Source organism: Brachybacterium paraconglomeratum (assembly GCF_003994255.1).
GTDB classification, from domain to species: Bacteria; Actinomycetota; Actinomycetes; order Actinomycetales; family Dermabacteraceae; genus Brachybacterium; species Brachybacterium conglomeratum.
This window is the reverse complement of record NZ_ML133851.1, coordinates 638,895-657,346: the sequence shown is the minus strand read 5'-3', so window position 1 is coordinate 657,346 and position 18,452 is coordinate 638,895. Positions and strand designations below refer to the sequence as shown.

At 73.2% G+C, this 18,452-nt stretch carries 14 protein-coding genes; 7 read left to right on the top strand and 7 right to left on the bottom strand.

From position 1 onward, the window contains the following. The first annotated feature begins 29 nt into the window (after positions 1 to 29). Positions 30 to 1,583, top strand: a complete 1,554-nt coding sequence (locus tag DS079_RS02945) for a long-chain-fatty-acid--CoA ligase (protein ID WP_126984742.1) — start codon at positions 30 to 32, stop codon at positions 1,581 to 1,583. Positions 1,584 to 1,707: 124 nt separating this feature from the next. Here DS079_RS02945 and DS079_RS02940 read toward each other — a convergent pair whose 3' ends face one another. Further along, positions 1,708 to 2,157 carry a rhodanese-like domain-containing protein gene (locus DS079_RS02940; protein WP_126984741.1) on the bottom strand — a complete coding sequence of 150 codons (450 nt, stop codon included), beginning with the start codon at positions 2,155 to 2,157 and terminating at the stop codon, positions 1,708 to 1,710. Beyond that, positions 2,154 to 3,764, bottom strand: a complete 1,611-nt coding sequence (locus DS079_RS02935; protein ID WP_126984740.1) for a DEAD/DEAH box helicase — start codon at positions 3,762 to 3,764, stop codon at positions 2,154 to 2,156. Before DS079_RS02935 ends, DS079_RS02940 begins: the two co-directional genes overlap by 4 nt. Before the next feature lie 384 nt (positions 3,765 to 4,148). On the opposite strand from DS079_RS02935, the gene DS079_RS02930 reads away from it, so the two are divergent. From DS079_RS02930 to DS079_RS02905, 6 genes are all read left to right on the top strand, one after another. Next, entirely contained in the window at positions 4,149 to 6,104 is a 1,956-nt protein-coding gene (locus DS079_RS02930; RefSeq protein ID WP_126984739.1) for a glycoside hydrolase family 2 protein, read from the top strand. An 84-nt stretch (positions 6,105 to 6,188) separates the two neighbouring features. After that, entirely contained in the window at positions 6,189 to 6,950 is a 762-nt protein-coding gene (locus tag DS079_RS02925) for a class I SAM-dependent DNA methyltransferase (RefSeq protein ID WP_126984738.1), read from the top strand. After that, the gene (locus DS079_RS02920; RefSeq protein WP_241237521.1) at positions 6,947 to 7,963 is read left to right on the top strand and encodes a GNAT family N-acetyltransferase; all 1,017 of its coding nucleotides are present in this window, start codon (positions 6,947 to 6,949) and stop codon (positions 7,961 to 7,963) included. Before DS079_RS02925 ends, DS079_RS02920 begins: the two co-directional genes overlap by 4 nt. A 122-nt stretch (positions 7,964 to 8,085) precedes the next feature. Next, positions 8,086 to 9,108, top strand: coding sequence for a ribonuclease HI family protein (locus DS079_RS02915; RefSeq protein ID WP_126984737.1), 1,023 nt, complete (start codon positions 8,086 to 8,088; stop codon positions 9,106 to 9,108). After that, a complete protein-coding gene (locus DS079_RS02910) occupies positions 9,105 to 10,472 on the top strand; it encodes a DUF418 domain-containing protein (protein WP_126984736.1) in 1,368 nt (455 codons plus the stop codon). The genes DS079_RS02915 and DS079_RS02910 overlap by 4 nt, the downstream gene beginning before the upstream one ends. Then, positions 10,472 to 11,023 carry a DUF4031 domain-containing protein gene (locus DS079_RS02905; RefSeq protein ID WP_126984735.1) on the top strand — a complete coding sequence of 184 codons (552 nt, stop codon included), beginning with the start codon at positions 10,472 to 10,474 and terminating at the stop codon, positions 11,021 to 11,023. Before DS079_RS02910 ends, DS079_RS02905 begins: the two co-directional genes overlap by 1 nt. 216 nt (positions 11,024 to 11,239) lie before the next feature. Here DS079_RS02905 and DS079_RS02900 read toward each other — a convergent pair whose 3' ends face one another. The 5 genes from DS079_RS02900 to DS079_RS02880 all read right to left on the bottom strand — a co-directional run bounded on the left by DS079_RS02900 (position 11,240) and on the right by DS079_RS02880 (position 18,384). Beyond that, on the bottom strand, positions 11,240 to 13,528 hold the full coding sequence (locus DS079_RS02900; RefSeq protein WP_126984734.1) for a PhoX family protein: 2,289 nt from the start codon (positions 13,526 to 13,528) through the stop codon (positions 11,240 to 11,242). A 211-nt stretch (positions 13,529 to 13,739) separates the two neighbouring features. Beyond that, complete coding sequence (locus DS079_RS02895; RefSeq protein ID WP_126984733.1) at positions 13,740 to 15,326, bottom strand: sensor histidine kinase; 1,587 nt, start codon at positions 15,324 to 15,326, stop codon at positions 13,740 to 13,742. A gap of 31 nt (positions 15,327 to 15,357) precedes the next feature. Next, positions 15,358 to 16,080: a response regulator transcription factor gene (locus tag DS079_RS02890; protein WP_062948766.1), complete on the bottom strand. Its 723-nt coding sequence runs from the start codon at positions 16,078 to 16,080 to the stop codon at positions 15,358 to 15,360. A 54-nt stretch (positions 16,081 to 16,134) separates the two neighbouring features. After that, positions 16,135 to 16,590: a LapA family protein gene (locus DS079_RS02885; protein WP_126984732.1), complete on the bottom strand. Its 456-nt coding sequence runs from the start codon at positions 16,588 to 16,590 to the stop codon at positions 16,135 to 16,137. 138 nt (positions 16,591 to 16,728) lie between these two features. After that, the gene (locus tag DS079_RS02880) at positions 16,729 to 18,384 is read right to left on the bottom strand and encodes a DNA repair helicase XPB (RefSeq protein ID WP_126984731.1); all 1,656 of its coding nucleotides are present in this window, start codon (positions 18,382 to 18,384) and stop codon (positions 16,729 to 16,731) included. Between the last annotated feature and the right edge of the window lie 68 nt (positions 18,385 to 18,452).

Below are 18,452 nucleotides of genomic sequence, written 5' to 3'. Positions count from 1 at the left end.
CACAGCGACGTCGACGAAGGAGTCTCCGCATGTACAACCTCTCCGTGGTGCTCGAGGACAGCGCCCGCACCGCCCCCGACCGTCCCGCCCTGGTGCTGGGCGAGACCTCCCTGACCTACGCCGAGGTCGACGCCGCCGCCTGCCGCGTCGCGCATCTCCTGGTCGAGCTCGGGGTCGAGCCGGGGGGCCGGGTGGCGCTGAGCTGTCCCAACCTGCCGCAGTTCCCGATCGTCTACTTCGGGATCCTCAAGGCCGGTGCGGTGGTCGTCCCGCTGAACGTGCTGAACAAGCCCCGCGAGATCACCTACTACCTCGACGACACCGACGCCGCGGTCGCCTTCTGCTTCGAGGGCACCGAGGAGCTGCCCATCGGCCGCCACGTGGTCGAGGGCGCCGCTGCCGCGGCGCGTCCGCCGCAGATCGTGCTGATCACCGCCGACCCGTCGGCCGAGAGCCCCTACGAGGGGGTGCCCACCCTCGCCGGCGCCGTCGCCGAGCGGCCCGGGACCTTCCCCACCATGCAGCGTGCCGAGACCGACACCGCCGTGGTCCTCTACACCTCGGGCACCACCGGGCGGCCCAAGGGCGCCGAGCTCAGCCACTCCAACCAGCTGATGAACGCCCTGACCTGCAACCGGCTGTTCGACTCGCGGCCGGGTGAGGACACCCACCTGGTCGTCCTGCCGCTGTTCCACACCTTCGGGGCGACGGTGAACATGAACGCCGGCTTCTCGATGGGGGCGACGCTGGTGATGCTTCCCCGCTTCGAGCCGGAGCAGGCCCTCGAGCTGCTGCTTCGCCACCGCGTGAGCGTCTTCGCGGGCGTGCCCACCATGTGGTGGGCGCTGCTGCGCCTGCTCACCGGCGGCGCGGCGGCCGAGGGGCTCGCCGAGCACCTGCGCCTGGGCGTGTCCGGCGGCGCCCCGCTGCCGGTCGAGATCCTGCGTGGCGTGAAGGAGCACCTCGGGATCTCGATCATGGAGGGCTACGGGCTCTCCGAGACCTCGCCGGTCGCCTCGTTCTCCCGCCGCGAGAGCCCGCGCCCCGGATCGATCGGCCTGCCAGTGTGGGGTGTGGAGATGGACCTGATCGACCCCGCCGATCCCGACTGGGCCCGTGTGGGCGGGGTCGACGAGATCGGGGAGATCATCGTGCGCGGCCACAACGTCATGACCGGCTACCTGGGCCGCCCCGAGGAGACCGCCGCGGTGCTGCGGGACGGCTGGTTCCGCACCGGCGACCTGGGACGCCGCGATGCGGACGGCTTCTACTGGGTCGTCGACCGTTCCAAGGACATGATCGTGCGCGGCGGCTACAACGTGTACCCGCGGGAGGTGGAGGAGGTGCTGCTGACCCACGAGCAGATCTCCCTCGCCGCCGTGGTGGGCGTCCCGCACGAGCGGCTGGGGGAGGAGGTGGTCGCGCACCTCATCCTCGTCGACGGCGCGACCGCCACCGCCGAGGAGCTGAAGGCCTGGGCGAAGGAGCAGATGGCGGACTACAAGTACCCGCGCGAGATCGTCCTCGCCGAGTCCCTGCCGATGACCTCCACCGGGAAGATCCTCAAGCGCGAGCTGCGCTGACGCTTCCGGCGCCGGATCGGGCGGCGTCGGATCGGGCGGCGTCGCACCCGGCGAACACGAGCCCGCCCGCGGGGACCGGTGTCACGGTCGCCGCGGGCGGGCTCGGGTCGTGCAGCGGACTGCCTCAGTCCACGTAGCGGGTGGGCTCCTCGTCGACCGGGAGGCCGGCCTGCGCATAGGCGCGGAACCCGCCGACCAGGTCGGTGGCCCGGTGGAAGCCGAGGTCGCGCAGGTCGCGGGCGGCGAGCGAGGAGTAGTACCCCTCGTTGCACAGCACGATCACGGGGTCGTCGTGGCCCGGCCCGCAGTCCATGCGGTGCGCTGAGGAGGGGTCCAGCCGCCACTCGAGCACGAGGCGCTCGACCACGGTCGCCCCGGGGACGTGCCCCTCGGGCTCGCGCGTCACGGCCGAGCGGATGTCGATCAGGTGCGCCCCGGCCGCCTGCGCGGCGGCGAGGTCGGCGGGCTCGACGCGGTCCACGCCCCGACGCGCGGCGGCGAGGACCTCGTCGATCCCGTGGCCTGCGGGCGCCTCGGCGCGCCGACGGCCGTGGACGGCCGACGGCTCCGTCATCGGCGCCGCCCGGAGGAGAAGGCCGCGAGGCCGCCGCCGACGGTGTTCCCGCTGCCGGAGCCCTCGGAGCTGGTCGAGTAGGTGGTGGGGGCCGGACGGCCCTGACGGCGCCCGCCGCCGGAGCCCTGACCCTGACCGCCGCGGCGCCCGCCGCCCTGGCCGCCGCTGCGACCCTGGCCGTTCGAGCGACCCTGGCCGCCGGAGCGGCCAGAGCCGCCCTCGCCGCCGCGGCCGCCCTGGCCGCGACCGGCCTGCTGGCCCTCGCCGCGCCCGCGGCCGCCGCCCTGGCCGTCGCGTCCGGCCTGGCCGCGGCCGCCCTGACCGCGTCCGCCGCCCTGACCGCCGCGACCGCGACCGCCCTGGCCGCCGCCGCGGCGCTCGCCCGCCATGCGGCGCTCGTCCAGCGGCTCCTCCGGCTGGCGCGGCTCATGGGTCGCCACGCGCTCGCCGGGGGCGAGCTCGGTGAGGACGGGGCTGGTCGAGACGACCTGCTGGTGGTAGGTGGGGGTGATCCCGGCCTTGCGCATCAGGTCGTTCACGTCGCGCTTCTGGTCCGGGGTCTGCACGGTGATGACCGTGCCGGACTCGCCGGCGCGCGCGGTGCGGCCCGAGCGGTGCAGGTAGGCCTTGTGCTCGACGGGCGGGTCGGCGTGGACCACGAGCGCGACCTCGTCCACGTGGATGCCGCGCGCGGCGATGTCGGTGCAGACCATCGTCGTCGCGGTGCCCGAGCCGAAGGCCTCGAGGTTCCGGGTGCGGGCGTTCTGCGAGAGGTTGCCGTGCAGGTCCACCGCGTCCACGCCGCGGGCGGAGAGCTTGCGGGCGAGGTTCTTCGCGCCGTACTTGGTGCGGGTGAACATGATGGTGCGGCCGGGGGCGGCCGCGAGGTCGCGCAGCACGTCGAAGCGCGTCTCCTTGTCGACCTCGAGCACGTGGTGCTCCATCGTGCCCACGGGGCTCGTCGCGGGGTCCGCGGAGTGCGTGACCGGGTCGTGGAGGAACTCCTTGACCAGCTTGTTCACGCCGGAGTCGAGGGTCGCGGAGAACAGCATGCGCTGGCCGCGGCGCGGGGTCGCCTCGAGGATGCGGCGCACCATGGGCAGGAAGCCCATGTCGGCCATGTGGTCGGCCTCGTCGATCACGGTGATCTCGATGGCGCCGAGATCGGCGTGGCCCTGGCCCATCAGGTCCAGGAGCCGTCCGGGGCAGGCGATGAGCACGTCGACGCCGCCCGCGAGGGCGTTCACCTGCGGGTTCTGGCCGACGCCGCCGAAGACGACGGCGCTGCGCAGGCCGGCGGCCTTCTCCAGCGGCTTCAGCGAGTCGGCGATCTGCGAGGCGAGCTCGCGGGTGGGGGCGAGCACGAGCGAGCGCGGCCGACGGGCGGTGCGACGCTTCGGGGTCTCCAGCAGGCGCGCCACCAGCGGCAGCAGGAAGGCGTAGGTCTTGCCCGAGCCGGTGCGGCCCCGGCCGAGCACGTCGCGCCCGGCCAGGGAGTCCGGCAGGGTCGCGGCCTGGATGGGGGTGGGGTCGGTGATCCCCAGCGGCGCGAGGGCGGCGGTGAGGGAGGCGGGCACGCCGAGGCGTGCGAAGTCAGGGGTGGTCACGAAGGGTGATCCGTTCTCTGTGCGTTGCACCCCGCACGTCGTCGTCACGTCGGGACCGCCGGGGGCGGTCCTCTCCGGCCGACGCTGTCGCCGTCGGCGGGGCCTGCCGCTCCTCGTGCCCGACGCCGTGCGTCGAGGGGTGCGGGGCTGCCCGGACGGGACCTGTGCCGCGGCGGGAGGACGGCACTCCCGCCCACCTTACGCGGCGGTCACCTCGCAGGCGACGGGCGATGCCCCGCATGTGAGATACCACCGTGTCATCCTGCCGCGGCCTGTCTCCCCGTCGGCCGCCCGCCCTGGATTTCCAACGTTGCATATTCTGGGGCGATGGGGTTGACTGGCTCCCGACAGATCACCGCCGATCACGCGCCAGGAGCCCCTGTGATGACCCCTCCGACCCCCGTGCTGCCCGAGGCGCTCGCCGCGCTGTTCACGCGAGCCGACGAGCTCGCGGCCCAGCTGGACGCCCCGCTCTCCGCCGCATCCGACGTGCCCCGCCCCGAGCACCCGCGCCCCCAGCTGCAGCGCCCCACCTGGCTGAACCTCAACGGGACCTGGGAGTTCGAGATCGACCGCGGCGACACGGGCCGGGAGCGCGGCCTGCTGGACCGCGCGCTCGAGGACGAGATCACGGTGCCCTTCGCGCCCGAGACCGCGGCCTCCGGGATCGGCGACCGCGACTTCCTCGAGGCCGTCTGGTACCGCCGCACCCTCACCATCCCCGCGGACTGGGAGGGCCTGCGCCCGGTCCTCCGCTTCGAGGCGGTGGACCAGGACGCGACCGTCTGGGCGAACGGCGTCGAGGTCGCCCGTCACCGCGGCGGCTTCACCCCCTTCGCCGCCGACCTCTCCCAGGTCCCCGGCCTCGGCGCCGGCGACGAGGTGAGCATCGTGGTCCGCGCCCGCGACCCGCACGACGCGCCCCAGGCCCGCGGCAAGCAGTCCACGTGGTTCCGCCCCACCCACGCCAACTACCACCGCACCACCGGCATCTGGCAGAGCGTCTGGCTCGAGGGCGTGCCGGCCGACGAGATCCGCTCCCTGCGGATCATCCCCTCGCTCGCCTCCGCCTCCTTCGCGATCGACGTGCCGCTCTCGCGCAGCACCCCCGGCACGTCCCTCGAGGTCATCGCCGCCGTGCCCGGTGGGGAGGCGGTCGCGCGCACGAGCGTCCGCGCCGACCTCGACCTCGCCCCGCACCTGGCGCTGACGATTCCCGAGGAGCACGTGCGCGTGTGGGGCGCCGGCGCGCCCGAGCTCTACGCCCTGCAGGTGCGGCTGCTGGATGCCGACGGCGCCGTGCTCGACGAGGTCCGCTCCTACGCGGGCCTGCGCTCGACCTCCCTGAACGCCCACGAGTACCGCCTGAACGGCGAGAAGATCTTCCAGCGCCTGGTCCTGGACCAGGGCTACTGGGAGGACTCGTTCATGACCGCCCCGTCGGACGATGCCTTCACCACCGACATCCGCCTCGCGATGGAGGCCGGCTTCAACGGCGCCCGTCTCCACCAGAAGGTCTTCGACCAGCGCATGCTCTTCTGGGCGGACCTGCACGGCTATCTCACCTGGGGCGAGTTCGGGGACTGGGGCGTCTCGGGCCTCGGCCCGCTCGGCGACAACCAGCAGCCCACCGCCTCCTTCATCGGGCAGTGGATCGAGGCGGTCGCCCGCGACATCAACCACCCCTCGATCATCGGCTGGTGCCCGCTGAACGAGACCCATCAGATCCTCCACGACCGCTTCACGCAGCTCGACGTCGTCACCCAGGCGATGTACGACGCGACCAAGCTCGCCGACCCCTCCCGCCCCGTGCTCGACGCCTCCGGCTACTCCCACCGGGTGCGCGGCGCCGACGTCTACGACTCCCACTCCTACGAGCAGGACCCCGAGCGGTTCCGCGCCGAGCAGGCCGGGCTCGCCGAGGGCCGACCCTTCGCCAACCGCCGCGACCTGGCCCCGGACGAGTACCCCTTCGCCGACGGCGAGTTCTCCCTGCCCTTCGCCGGCCAGCCCTACTTCGTCTCGGAGTACGGCGGCATCTGGTGGAACGCGCAGGAGGCGAAGGAGGCCGCCGAGGCGGCGCGCGCCGGGAACAACGCCGCCGAGTCCTGGGGCTACGGCCAGCGGATCACCAGCGAGGAGGAGCTGTATGCGCGCTTCGAGGGGCTCACCCGGGTGCTGCTCGAGGACCCGCTGATGTTCGGCTACTGCTACACGCAGATGACCGACGTGTTCCAGGAGAAGAACGGCGTGGTCGACTTCGCCCGCGGCCGCAAGCTCGACCTCGCCCGGCTCCGCGCGGTCCAGGAGCAGCCCGCGGCGTACGAGACCGAGGGCTGAGCCTCCGGGCGCTCTCGCGCCCCGTCGGCGTCGGTGCCGGAGAAATCCGTGGCGCCGACGGCGGCGGGGCGTGACCATGGGCGCATGATCGATCAGAGCCGCCTCTGGGACGCGCAGGCCGCCGCCGAGTACGACACCCCCGGTCAGGGCATGTTCGCGCCCGAGGTGCTGGGGCCGACGGTCGAGGTGCTGGCCGACCTCGCCGCGGGCGGTCCGGCGCTCGAGCTCGCGGTCGGCACCGGCCGCGTCGCGATCCCGCTGCGGGAGGCGGGGGTGCCCGTCACCGGCATCGAGCTGTCGGAGCCGATGATCGCCCGGCTGCGGGAGAAGGCCGACGAGTCGGCGCTGCCCGTCGTCGCCGGCGACATGACGTCCACCTCCGCGGGGGAGGGGTTCTCCCTCGTCTACCTCGTGTTCAACACGATCGGGAACCTCCTCGCGCAGGAGGAGCAGGTGGCCTGCTTCCGCAATGCCGCCCGGCACCTCGCGCCCGGCGGGTGCTTCGTCGTCGAGCTCGGGGTGCCGCAGCTGCGCTCCCTCGCCCCCGGCCACGGCGGCACCGTCGAGGTCTCCGAGCCCGGCTACCTGCTCGTGGACACCTACGACCCTGTCTCGCAGCAGCTCGTCTCCCATCATGTGCGCTTCGACCCCGCGGTCGACGGGGCGCGCGGGGCGCGCCTGGGCCGCACCCCGCAGCGCTACGTCTGGCCCGCCGAGCTCGACCTCATGGCGCAGCTGGCAGGATTCACCAGGGAGTCCCGCTGGGCGGACTGGGACCGCAGCGAGTTCACCGCCGACTCCCGCAGCCACGTCACCGTCTACCGACTCCCCGGAGGAACCCCGTGACCCGACCCGCTCCCGACTCGTCGATCCGTCCCGCGGACTCGCCCACGGCCCTCCGCCGCGACTCGCTGACCCTCGAGGACGTCCCCGCGCTCACCGCGCTGCTGAACACGGTCGACGGCCACGACGAGCTCGGAGAGCCCGTCGAGGAGCCGAGCATCCGCGAATGGCTGCAGACGCCGCGCCTGGACCTCGCCGAGGACACGGTCGCCCTGCGCGACGGCGAGCAGATCGTCGGCTTCGGACTGGTCACCGTCTCCGCGCATCCCGACCGCGACGGCCGCGCCCGCGTCCAGCTCAGCGGCGCCGTGCACCCCGAGCACCGGCGTCAGGGGATCGGCACCTCGATCCTGGAGCTGCTCGAGGCGCGAGGCAGCTCGCTCGCCGCGCAGCGGCACCCCGGACTGCCCGCGGTGCTGCGCACGAGCGGCGGTCGCGATCCCGAGCCGGACGCCGGCCCGGGCGGGGCCGACATCCGCCCCGTGCTCGAGCGGCGCGGGTACCGACGGGTCCGCTCCTGGCTCGAGATGGAGCGCGAGCTGCCCGGGCCGGCGCTGGAGCTCCCCGCCCCGGAAGGGGCCCGGATCCTCGCCCCCGCCCCGGAGCGGAGCGAGGCCGTGCGGCTCGCCCACGTCGCCGCCTTCGCCGATCACTGGGGCTCCGCCCCGATCGATGCGGAGACCTGGCAGCTGTGGACCACCTCCCACACCTCTCGCCCCGAGCACTCCACGATCGCCCTCGCCCCGGACGGCACCGTGCTCGCCTATGCCGTCACCTCCGAGGACCGCCCCGGCGTGCTGCACGTGGCGCTCGTCGGCACCCGCCCCGAGGCGCGCGGCCGGGGCCTCGCCCGCGCGGTGCTCGCCCGCACCCTCGCCTCCGGGGCGGAGGCCGGCTTCACCGCCGCCGTCCTCGAGGTCGATGCCGAGTCCCTCACCGGCGCGACCCGGCTCTACGAGGCCGTCGGCTTCCATCGCGCCCACGTCTACGCGACCTACGAGAAGCCGGTGGGCTGAGCTGGAGTCCGCGGGGCCGTGCTCCGCGACGCACGGGGAGCGGACAGCGGATCGCGCAGCGGACCGCGAGCGATCGTTGGCCGAAGCGGGGAACGTCGCCGGGCTGTGGAACGATTGCGTCCATGACGATCACCGCTGCGGCCGACGGCTCCGCCCTCGGCAATCCCGGACCCGCCGGCTGGGCCTGGTACATCGACGAGGACACCTGGCGTGCGGGCGGCTGGCCCCACGGCACCAACAACATGGGCGAGCTCAAGGCCGTCCTGGACCTCCTCGAGGCGACGGCCGTCGACGCCGACCAGCACCTGCACATCCTGTGCGACAGCCAGTACGTCATCAATTCCATCACCAAGTGGATGCCGGGATGGAAGCGCAAGGGCTGGCGGAAGAAGGACGGCAAGCCCGTCATGAACGTCGAGCTGCTCAAGGACATCGACCGGGCGCTCGCCGGCCGCAGCGTCGAGTTCGAGTGGGTCAAGGGCCACGCCGGCCACGCCATGAACGAGGCGGCCGACAAGCGCGCCAACGCCGCCGCGACCGCGTTCTCCAAGAAGCAGGACCCGCAGGTCGGGCCTGGATACCGGGGGAGCGGCACCGCGCAGGGCGGCACCTCTCCCGCGCCGTCGGCCGGCTCCTCGTCGACGGGCTCCCCGTCGGCCGCGCCGTCCTCCTCGCAGACCGGCGCGGCCGGCGATCCGGGCGACCTCTTCAGCCTCTTCGACACCGCCGATCCCGCCCCCGCGGCCTCCTGCTCCACCGCGGTCGAGGACACGGTGCTCGTCGCCGACGCCCCCGGCACCAGCGACTTCGAGCAGGTCATCACCCGTGAGCAGGCGCTGCTCACCGACGCGCTGCGCGCCGACGCCCCGAGCGCGGCCGAGCTGCTGCACCCCGCCTTCACCGAGATCGGCGCGAGCGGGCGCAGCTACGACCGCGACGAGATCCTCTCCGCCCTCGCCCCGCTCGAGGACGTGCAGGCCGAGGAGTTCCTCGCCGACGAGATCGCGCCAGGCGCGATCCTCCTGCGCTATGTCACCACCGGCCCGGACGGCACCGTCCGCCGCAGCTCGGTGTGGGTGAAGGAGCGGGGCCGTTGGCTGCTGCGCCACCACCAGGGCACCCCGGAGGGCGCCGGAGGACGGTGACCGTCTCCGTCCCGCTCGACGCCCGTGCGGGCGGTCCCGACCTCGCGCGCGGGATCGCCCTGCTCGGCATCGCGCTGGCGAACCTGGTGGGCTGGCTGCACGGCTCCGCCTGGACGGTGCTGCTGAAGCAGCAGGACGCGAGCGCCGCGGACCGCGTCGTGAACGTGCTGCTCGCCCTGCTCGTCGACAACCGCGGCTTCCCGCTGTTCGCGCTGCTGTTCGGGTACGGGATCGGGATCCTCCGCCGCCGCTCCCTCGAGCGCGGGGAGCGTACGGGACGGTTCCTGCGGCGCATGCTGCGCCGTTTCGCCGTGCTGCTGGCGATCGGCCTCACCCACGCGATCCTGCTGTTCAGCGGGGACATCCTGGTCGGGTACGCGGTGATCGGGATGCTCTGCGCGCTGCTGATGACCCGGGGCCGGGTGGTGCTCGCCGCCGCGGCGATCGTGACGCTGCCGGCGCTCGGCGTGTGGGGATGGGTGGACGGCACGGTCGGGCTCGGCGGCGGCACCGGCTATGCGGCCGCCTCCGCACCGGACTACCTGGCCGGCGTCGGGATCCGAGCGCCTGACGCCCTGCACGGACTGATGCTCGCCCCGATCGAGGAGATCGGCCTGCTCTCCCCGATGGCGCTCGGTGCGCTCATGGCCCGCGGCGCCCTGCTCGAGGACGTCCCCGCGCATCGCCGACGGCTCGGCCGGCTCGCCCGGTGGGGCCTCGCGATCGGCCTGGTCGGCGCGGTGCCGCTCACCGCCGTGCTGGTCCTGGACCCCGCCCATGCCCGGCTCGACGTCGAGGTCGTGCTGGGCATCCTCGGCGTGCTCCACCAGGTCAGCGGCCTCGCCGGGGCCGTCGGCCTCGCCGCCGGGACCGCGCTGCTGGCCGCGCGGTGGGACCCGCGCCCCGTGACGCGCGCACCGGGCGCGGACCGCGGCCTCGCGGCCGCGTCTGCGGCCGTGGCCACCGCCGCGGCCACGGCCACCGCCGCGGCCTCCGCCACGGACCCGCCTCCGGTCGGAGCCCGCGGCCCCCTCGGTGCGGCGGTGCGCGCCGTCGAGGCGCTCGGCGCGGTCTCGCTCAGCGCGTATCTCGCCCAGTCGGTCCTGAGCCTGCTCCTGTTCCCGCCGTACACCCTCGACCTCGGCGCGCAGCTCGGCAGCGCGGGCGCCGCGGCGCTCGTGCTCGCCGGCTGGCTCCTCATGCTCCCGCCCGCCGTGCTGCTGCGCCGGAGCGGACGACGCGGTCCGATGGAGCACGTGCTGCGCGCTCTGGCAGGATCGAGCACGCCCCGCACCCCGCGCACACCCCGCACCCCGCGCATACCCCGCACCGCCGACGCCCACCGAGCCCGCGGAGGAACCTGATGACCGTCTTCGCCGACACCCCGCGCTGGCCCCGCCACGGCACCGTGTGGGGCCATCTCGTCTCGGACCGCTCCCTCGAGGAGCTGCACGAGGCCGCCGCCCGTGCCGGACTGCCCCCGCGCGCCTTCGACCTCGACCACTACGACTGGCCCGCCTCCGCCCGCGAGGACCTCGAGGCCGCCGGGGTGAGCTTCGTCGGCGACCGCGAGCTGACCCGGATCCTGCTGCGCTCGGGGCTGCGGGTGAAGCTCTCCGAGCGCCCCGCCGCCCGTGCCCGACGCAGCGCCGCCCACGCCGCGGAGCTGGGCCTCGACCCCGTGCCGCGCGACCTGATCGTCGGACTCGTCGGCCACGCGGACCCGCTGCCCGCGGAGCCCGGCTCCTTCCGCCTCACCCGCGACCAGCCGCACGGGGACGCACGGGTCGAGGCGCACGACGCGCAGGGCCGACGCCGCGCCGAGGCGCTGCTGGCACGGCTCGACGCGCTCGCCCGCGAGGCCGGGGAGCCCGGCTTCGTCGGCCAGGCGATGGACGGCGCGCCGACGGGCTGAGCGACGACGGGTCCGACCACGGGACGAACCGGTCGGGCCGCCGACAGGATGAACCGGCCGGGCCCGCCGACAGGACGAACCGGCCGGGCCCGCCGACAGGATGAACCGGCCGGGCCCGTCGACACCGTTCCCCGCCCGCGATGCGCCCCGGACGACGGGACGGGCCCCTCACCGCAGCGAGGAGCCCGTCCGCATCAGGCGGCGCGCAGGACGAGGTCAGCCCTCGACGCCGTGGCCCTTGCCGTTGTTCCAGTCCCGGCTGCGCCGGCCGTCCTCGGCGAAGCGGCCCTTGCGACGGTTCTCCTCGTCGCGGCGGCCCTTGCCGCGGCCGTTGCCGCGACCCTTGCCCTTGCCGTTGTCGCTGCCCTTGCCGCGGTTGGCCTGGCCCCGGCCCTTGCCGTTCCCGTTGCCGGCGCCGCCGTCCGAGCCCTGCTCCTCGTCGTCCGAGTCGCCGAGGACGTCGAGGTAGACCTGGACCACGGCGGGACGCGGCACGGCGACCAGGTCGCCCTTCAGCCCGCCGCCGGGAGCGAAGTCCGGGAAGTAGGAGGTGTGGGCGCCCCACTCGCCGCCCTCGCCCGGGTGCTGGACCGCGACGAAGACCGAGTCGTCGAGGTCGTGGATGACCGGGCCGCTGGTCTCGGCGTCGGCGGGGACGGCCAGGAACTGCTCGACCCTGCCGCGGTCCTCGCCCTCGAGGGTGACCTTGTGGAGAGCGTCGGAGTAGCCGATCTTGCCCGGCTGGCCGTCGGTGGAGATCCACAGGGTGCCCTTCGAGTCGAAGGCCAGGTTGTCCGGGCAGGAGATCGGGGAGACCTGGTCCTTCGGGAAGCCCGAGAAGTAGGCGGTCTCCGAGGTGGATGGATCGCCGGCCAGCAGCAGGATCGACCAGTTGAAGCGGGTCGAGGTGTGGTCGTCGCGCTGCTCGGTGATCTCGATGACGTGGCCGTCGCGGTTGCCGCCGTCGGGCACGGCGACGGGGTTGGCCTCGTCGACGTAGTCGGGGGAGCGCTTGGAGTTGTTGGTCAGCGCCACGTAGATCTTGCCGCTGGTGGGGCTGGGCTCGACGTCCTCGGGGCGGTCCATCTTGGTCGCCCCGACGGTGTCGGCCGCGAGACGGGTGTTGACCAGGACCTCCTCGACGGTGAAGCCGGGGACCAGGGAGCGGTTGTTGCGCACCAGCGGGACCCAGGTGCCCGCGCCGTCGAAGGCGCCGTCGGACGGCACGTCGCCGGAGCCGTCGATCTCGCCGGCGGGGGAGTTGCCCTCGAAGCGCGCGACGTAGAGCGTGCCCTCGCTGAGCAGCTTCATGTTGTTCGCCTTGTCGCCCTCGCGGTACACGCGACGGGAGACGAACTTGTAGATGTATTCGTCGGTCTGGTCGTCGCCGGAGTAGACGACGGCGTGGCCGGTGCGGGCGATGTGCACGGTGCCGGCCTCGTGCTTGAAACGGCCCAGCGCCGTGTGCTTGACCGGGGTCGAGGTCGGATCGTCGGGGTCGATCTCGACGATCCAGCCGAAGCGGTTGGCCTCGTTCTCGTAGTCCTCGTTGTTGAGATTGAAGCGGGGGTGGACGAGGTCCCAGCGGCGCGAGGTGGGGCCGGGGGAGATGCCCACGCGCTCCTGCTCCTCGACGCCCGCGGTGCCCACGAAGTACTGGTCGAAGTTCTCCTCGCCCGAGAGGACGGTGCCCCACGGGGTGGTGCCGCCGGCGCAGTTGTTCAGGGTGCCGAGCACGGTCATGCCCTCGGGGTCCTCGACGGTCTTCAGCAGGTCCGAGCCCGCGGCGGGGCCGTCCACGGCGAAGGGGGTGAAGCCGGTGATGCGCCGGTTGCGGCGGCCGCCGACGACGTAGGACCAGGGCTCGCCCGCGCCGGTGCGCTCGAGGTCCACGATCGACAGGCCGTGGGCGGCGATCGCGGTGCCCACGACGTCCTCGGGGTTCGAGGCGATGTACTCCGGGGAGAACATGATGTTCTCGTTGGTGTACTCGTGGTTGTTCACGAGATAGCCGGTGGTGCCCTCCTCGTCGTCGACGATGACGTTGAGGTAGTCGGAGTTGTAGCCGAACTGCTTCTCCTGCGACTCGCGGGTCTGGTTCTCGAGGTCGAACTCGGGGGAGTCCTCGAACAGCGGGTCGCCCCAGCGGATGATCGGGGTCCAGTCGTAGCCGCGGGGCACCGTCATGTCGTCGACGACGCGGGGCACCGGGTCGATGGCCTGGAAGGTGAGGGTCCCGTCGCCCTGGGGGCGGGCGCCGTGGTCGGCCCGCGCCGCCGGGGCGCCGGCGACGGTCGCGCCGACGACCACCGCGGCGGCCAGGCCGCCGCCCGCGCCGAGCGCGGCGCGGCGCGAGATCGCGGCGTCGGCGATGTCGCGGAAGTGCGAGTTGTCCGAGGTGTTGGGGACCGGGTGCGAGCAGGCGCTGCCGCACTTGAGCTCGCAGGTGATGGCGAGGCGGTTGCCACGGGTGTGGCCGAGCATGGGGAGATGACGCTTGAGCATGGGGGCTCCTCAGGTCGTGAGCGGGTGTCCGCGAGTGGGTGGAGCTCGCGACCCCTCCACCATGGACGGTGAGGTGGAGCACGACATGGGGTCCCGGTGAAGCCGCGATGAACAGTCGATGGGCGACAAATGTCCGATTTGCGACATGGAGATGTTGCGTAAATGCGCATGTCAGAGCATCGCCGCAGGGAGCGGCGGGGGAATGCGCGGATCAGTCCTGCGCGGGCGGGACGGACGGGCTCGCGGGGGAGGAGGAGCTCGTCAGCGCCCGCAGCTGGTCCGGCTCCACCTGCTGCTCGGGATCGAGGTCCGTGCCCTGGAGCTCGATCCAGAAGGTCGCACCGCCCCCGGACGTCGGCTGCACGCCGATCGCGCCGCGATGCTGCTGGACGATGGTCGCCGCGATCGACAGGCCCAGGCCCGCGCCGCCGCCCTGGCTCGCCGAGCGGACCCGGGAGGAGTCGGTGCGGTAGAACCGCTCGAACACCTTCTCCCGCTGGTCGTCGTCGATGCCCTCGCCGTGGTCGCGCACCTCGATCCGGACCCGGCCGTCCTCGAGGCGGCCCACCGCGAACTCGACCGGCGATCCCTTTGGGGTGTGACGGTTCGCGTTGCCCACCAGGTTCAGGATCACCTGGCGCAGCGAGGCCTCGTCGCCCAGCACCCCGAACGGGACGTGCGGCTGCACCGACAGCGGCGTCCCCTGCAGGGAGACGACCATGACCTGCCGGTCGGGGTCCAGGGCGCGCAGGTCCTGGGCGGCGTCGAAGAGGGCGTCGGTGAGGTCGAGCGGCTCGAGGTCGAGGTCGGGGCGCTCGTCGAGCCGTGCCAGACGCAGCAGGTTCTCCACGAGGGAGCCCATGCGCCTCGCCTCGTCCTCGATGCGACGCATCGCGGAGGCGGTGTCCTCGTCGGTGCGCAGGGCCCCCATCCGGTACAGCTCCCCGAAGCCGCGGATCGCGGCCAGCGGCGTGCGCAGCTCATGGGAGGCGTCGCCCACGAAGCGGCGCATCCTCGCCTCCGAGGCGGTGGCCTTCTCCTCCGAGGCGGACTGCGCGGCGAAGGCCTGCTCGATCCGCACCAGCATCTCGTTCAGCGACAGCGCGAGGTCGTGCACCTCGAGACTCGTGTCCGTCACGGGCACGCGCTGGGAGAGGTCGCCCCCGGCGATCTGGGAGGCGGTGGCCTCCACGTCCCGCAGCGGCTCGAGCGCCCGATGGGTGACATAGCCTCCCGCGCCCATCCCGACCAGCACCACGAGGGTGCCCACCAGCACGATGATCAGCGCCATCTCGTGCATGGTGCGGTCCACCGAGGTCAGCGGCAGGGCCAAGTACACGCTGCCCTTGTCCGGCCCGGAGTTCACCATCGCGATGACCCGCCAGCGGTTCTCGGCGGAGTCCAGCACCGTGAAGGGGCGCCCGCCGCGCTGCAGGATCTGCTCGTCGGTGAGGTCCGGGAACTGCACCGAGACCTTCCCGGGCCCGTAGTGGAAGACCTCCTGCTCGATCGGCCGTCCCTGCTCGTCGCGGATCTCGACCGCGTACTCCACGGGGATGTACGTGCTCGAGGTGACGGCGTCGTCGTCCCCGGCGAGCTCGTGCTGCGCCAGGGAGAGCATCTCGCTGATCGAGGACTGCAGGTTGTTGTCGACCGACTGGATCAGGGTGCGGTTCAGCAGGAACAGCGACAGGCTCCCGGTCACGACCACGCCGAGCACCAGCAGCAGCGAGATCAGCGCGACGATCCGGGTCCACAGGGACATCGGACGCTCGGTGCGCAGGCTCGGCAGGGCCACGGGGCGGTGCTCCTCGGGTCGGGCGTCGGGGTCAGGCGCCCTCGGCGGCGCGCAGCACGTAGCCGATGCCGCGCTTGGTGTGGATCATCGGCTCGCCCACCACGTCGATCTTGCGACGCAGGTAGGAGATGTAGGACTCGACGATGCCCACCTCGCCGGACCAGTCGTAGTCCCAGACGTGGTCGAGGATCTGGGTCTTGGAGACCACGCGGCCCGCGTTCAGCATGAGATAGCGCAGGAGCTTGAACTCGGTGGGGGACAGCTCGATGTTCACGTCCCCGCGGTGGACCTCGTGGGAGTCCTCGTCCAGGCGCAGGTCGCCGACGACGAGGGCGCTGTCCACGGCCGTCTCCGAGCCGCCGTGGGTGCGGCGCAGCACGGCCCGGATCCGGGCGACGACCTCCTCGAGGCTGAAGGGCTTGGTGACGTAGTCGTCGCCGCCGACGGTGAGGCCGGCGACCTTGTCCTGCGTCTCGTCCTTCGCGGTGAGGAAGAGGATCGGGTACTGCTCGCCGCGGTCGCGCAGGCGGCGCGTGACGGTGAAGCCGTCCATGTCCGGGAGCATCACGTCCAGGACCACGAGGTCCGGCTGGTGCTCGGTCGCCTCCCGGATCGCCTCGTTGCCGGTGGAGGCGGTGAACACCTCGAAGCCTGCGAAGCGCAGGGAGGTGGCCAGGAGGTCGCGGATGTTGGGCTCGTCGTCGACGACCAGGAGGCGTGCCTCGTAGTCGTTCTCCTCGCTCGCAGCAGTCATGGCTCTACCGTCCTCCCTCTGCTTGGGAGATGGCTGGACGTCTCCTGGGCGGCCTCAGCGCAGGGTGCGCTGGACCTTCTCCTGCTGCTTGCGCAGCTTGCGGATCGTCCAGCCCATCTGGATCATGCGCACCGAGCCGACCAGGGCCATGACCAGCGCACCTGCGATCGCGGCGAGCAGCATCGCGACGCCGAGGGGGAGGTCGAACTCCGCCCCGAAGTACTGGAAGCGGGCCGAGACGTTGTTCTGGATCACGAAGATCAGCAGCAGCACCAGCACGATCGCGCCGAGGATCAGCGCGATCCAGGTCGTCGCGGTCTTGCCGCCGGAGGAGGGGACCTCGTCCTTCTGCGGGGCGGGGTCCTGGGCGGCGGGGCGCTCGGCGGCGCGTCGGTCGGTCGGTGCGGTGTCCGCGGGACGGGTCGCCTCGGGGGCGGGCGTCGGGTCGTCCGCGGGGCGCGCGGCGCCGTCGGGGCCGGGGGTGCGGGTGGGATCGTCGGGTGCGGTCATGTCGATCTCCTGGGGACGGCCGACGGGGCGGCGGGGAAGCGCCGGCAGAGCCGGCGGGGATGTCGTGCGTGCCCACTGTAACGACGTCGCGTCCCCTCGCTGTGGAGCCGGGCCGACGGACATGCGGCCCGGGACCGCTCAGCCCGCGTCGAGCGCCCCGTCGAGCTGCTCCGCGTCCACGATCGAGTAGGCGTAGCCCTGCTCGGCGAGGAACCGCTGACGGTGCGCGGCGAAGTCCTGGTCCTGGGTGTCGCGCATGACGACGGTGTAGAAGTGCGCGGAGCGCCCGTCGGCCTTGGGGCGCAGCAGTCGGCCGAGGCGCTGGGCCTCCTCCTGGCGGGAGCCGAAGGCACCGCTGACCTGGACCGCGACCGAGGCCTCGGGCAGGTCGACCGAGAAGTTCGCGACCTTCGAGACGACCAGGCGGTCGATCCGGCCCTCGCGGAAGTCGGCGAACAGCTGCTGGCGGCGCTTGACCGGGGTCTGCCCGGTCAGCAGCTCCGCGCCGAGGTGCTCGGCGATCTCCTCGAGCTGGTCGAGGTACTGGCCGATCACCAGCAGCGGCTCCCCGGGATGGGCGCGGGCGATCCGCTCGACCACCGGTACCTTCGCGCCGTGCGCGGCGCCGAGGCGGGGCCGGTCGGAGGCCTCCGCCATCGCGTAGGCCATGCGGTCCGAGGCGGGCAGGGTCACCCGCACCTCGGTGCACACGGCCGGGGCGATGTAGCCCTGCGCCTCGATGTCCTTCCACGGCGCGTCGTAGCGCTTCGGCCCGATCAGCGAGAAGACCTCGCCCTCGCGGCCGTCCTCGCGCACGAGCGTCGCGGTCAGACCCAGGCGGCGCCGGGCCTGCAGGTCCGCGGTCATCCGGAACACGGGCGCAGGCAGCAGGTGCACCTCGTCATAGAGGATCAGACCCCAGTCGCGCGCGCTCATCAGCTCCAGGTGCGGGTGGATGCCCTTCCGCTTCATGGTGAGGACCTGGTACGTGGCGATCGTGACCGGACGGATCTCCTTCGTCGTGCCGGAGTACTCGCCGATCTCGTCCTCGGTGAGGGTGGTGCGGGCCAGAAGCTCGTCCCGCCACTGGCGGGCGGAGACGGTGTTGGTCACCAGGATCAGCGTGGTGCGCTGCATCGCGGCCATCGCCCCGGCGCCGACGAGGGTCTTGCCCGCGCCGCAGGGGAGGACCACGACCCCCGAGCCGCCGTGGCGGAAGCCGTCCACCGCCTCGGTCTGGTACGGACGCAGCTGCCAGCCGTCCTCCGCCAGCGCGATCGGGTGCGCCTCCCCGTCGACGTAGCCGGCGAGGTCCTCGGCGGGCCAGCCGAGCTTCAGCAGCGCCTGCTTGAGCGCGCCCCGCTCGGAGGGATGGACCCTGACCGTGGTGTCGTCGACGCGCTCGCCGAGCATGCCCTGGACCCGCTTGGCGCGGGTGACCTCCTCGAGCACCGCGCGGTCCAGGCCGTGCAGCACGAGCCCGTGCTGCGGGTCGGAGAGCAGCTGCAGGCGCCCGTAGCGGTCCATCGTGTCCGCCACGTCGATCAGCAGCGAGTGGGGGACCGGGTAGCGGGAGTGGTCCACGAGCGCCGCGACGACGGTCTCCGCGTCGTAGCCGGCGGCGCGCGCGTTCCACAGCCCGAGGTCGGTGATGCGGTAGGTGTGCACGTGCTCGGGCGCCCGCTCGAGCTCGGCGAAGGCCGCGATCGCGATCCGGGCGGCCTGCGCCGAGGGATGGTCGACCTCGAGCAGGAGGGACTTGTCGCTCTGGACGATGAGGGGGCCGTCGGTCATCGGATCAGGCTACGTCCCGGCCGGGCCGGGGAGGGGCGACGTGAGGGGCGCCTCCCCGGGCCGGCACG

Bases quoted from the DNA above. Each gene is read 5' to 3' on its own strand.
- DS079_RS02945 (WP_126984742.1), top strand. From the start codon at position 30: ATGTACAACCTCTCCGTGGTGCTCGAGGACAGCGCCCGCACCGCCCCC.
- DS079_RS02940 (WP_126984741.1), bottom strand. From the start codon at position 2,157: ATGACGGAGCCGTCGGCCGTCCACGGCCGTCGGCGCGCCGAGGCGCCC.
- DS079_RS02930 (WP_126984739.1), top strand. From the start codon at position 4,149: ATGACCCCTCCGACCCCCGTGCTGCCCGAGGCGCTCGCCGCGCTGTTC.
- DS079_RS02925 (WP_126984738.1), top strand. From the start codon at position 6,189: ATGATCGATCAGAGCCGCCTCTGGGACGCGCAGGCCGCCGCCGAGTAC.
- DS079_RS02915 (WP_126984737.1), top strand. From the start codon at position 8,086: ATGACGATCACCGCTGCGGCCGACGGCTCCGCCCTCGGCAATCCCGGA.
- DS079_RS02905 (WP_126984735.1), top strand. From the start codon at position 10,472: ATGACCGTCTTCGCCGACACCCCGCGCTGGCCCCGCCACGGCACCGTG.
- DS079_RS02900 (WP_126984734.1), bottom strand. From the start codon at position 13,528: ATGCTCAAGCGTCATCTCCCCATGCTCGGCCACACCCGTGGCAACCGC.
- DS079_RS02890 (WP_062948766.1), bottom strand. From the start codon at position 16,080: ATGACTGCTGCGAGCGAGGAGAACGACTACGAGGCACGCCTCCTGGTC.
- DS079_RS02885 (WP_126984732.1), bottom strand. From the start codon at position 16,590: ATGACCGCACCCGACGATCCCACCCGCACCCCCGGCCCCGACGGCGCC.
- DS079_RS02880 (WP_126984731.1), bottom strand. From the start codon at position 18,384: ATGACCGACGGCCCCCTCATCGTCCAGAGCGACAAGTCCCTCCTGCTC.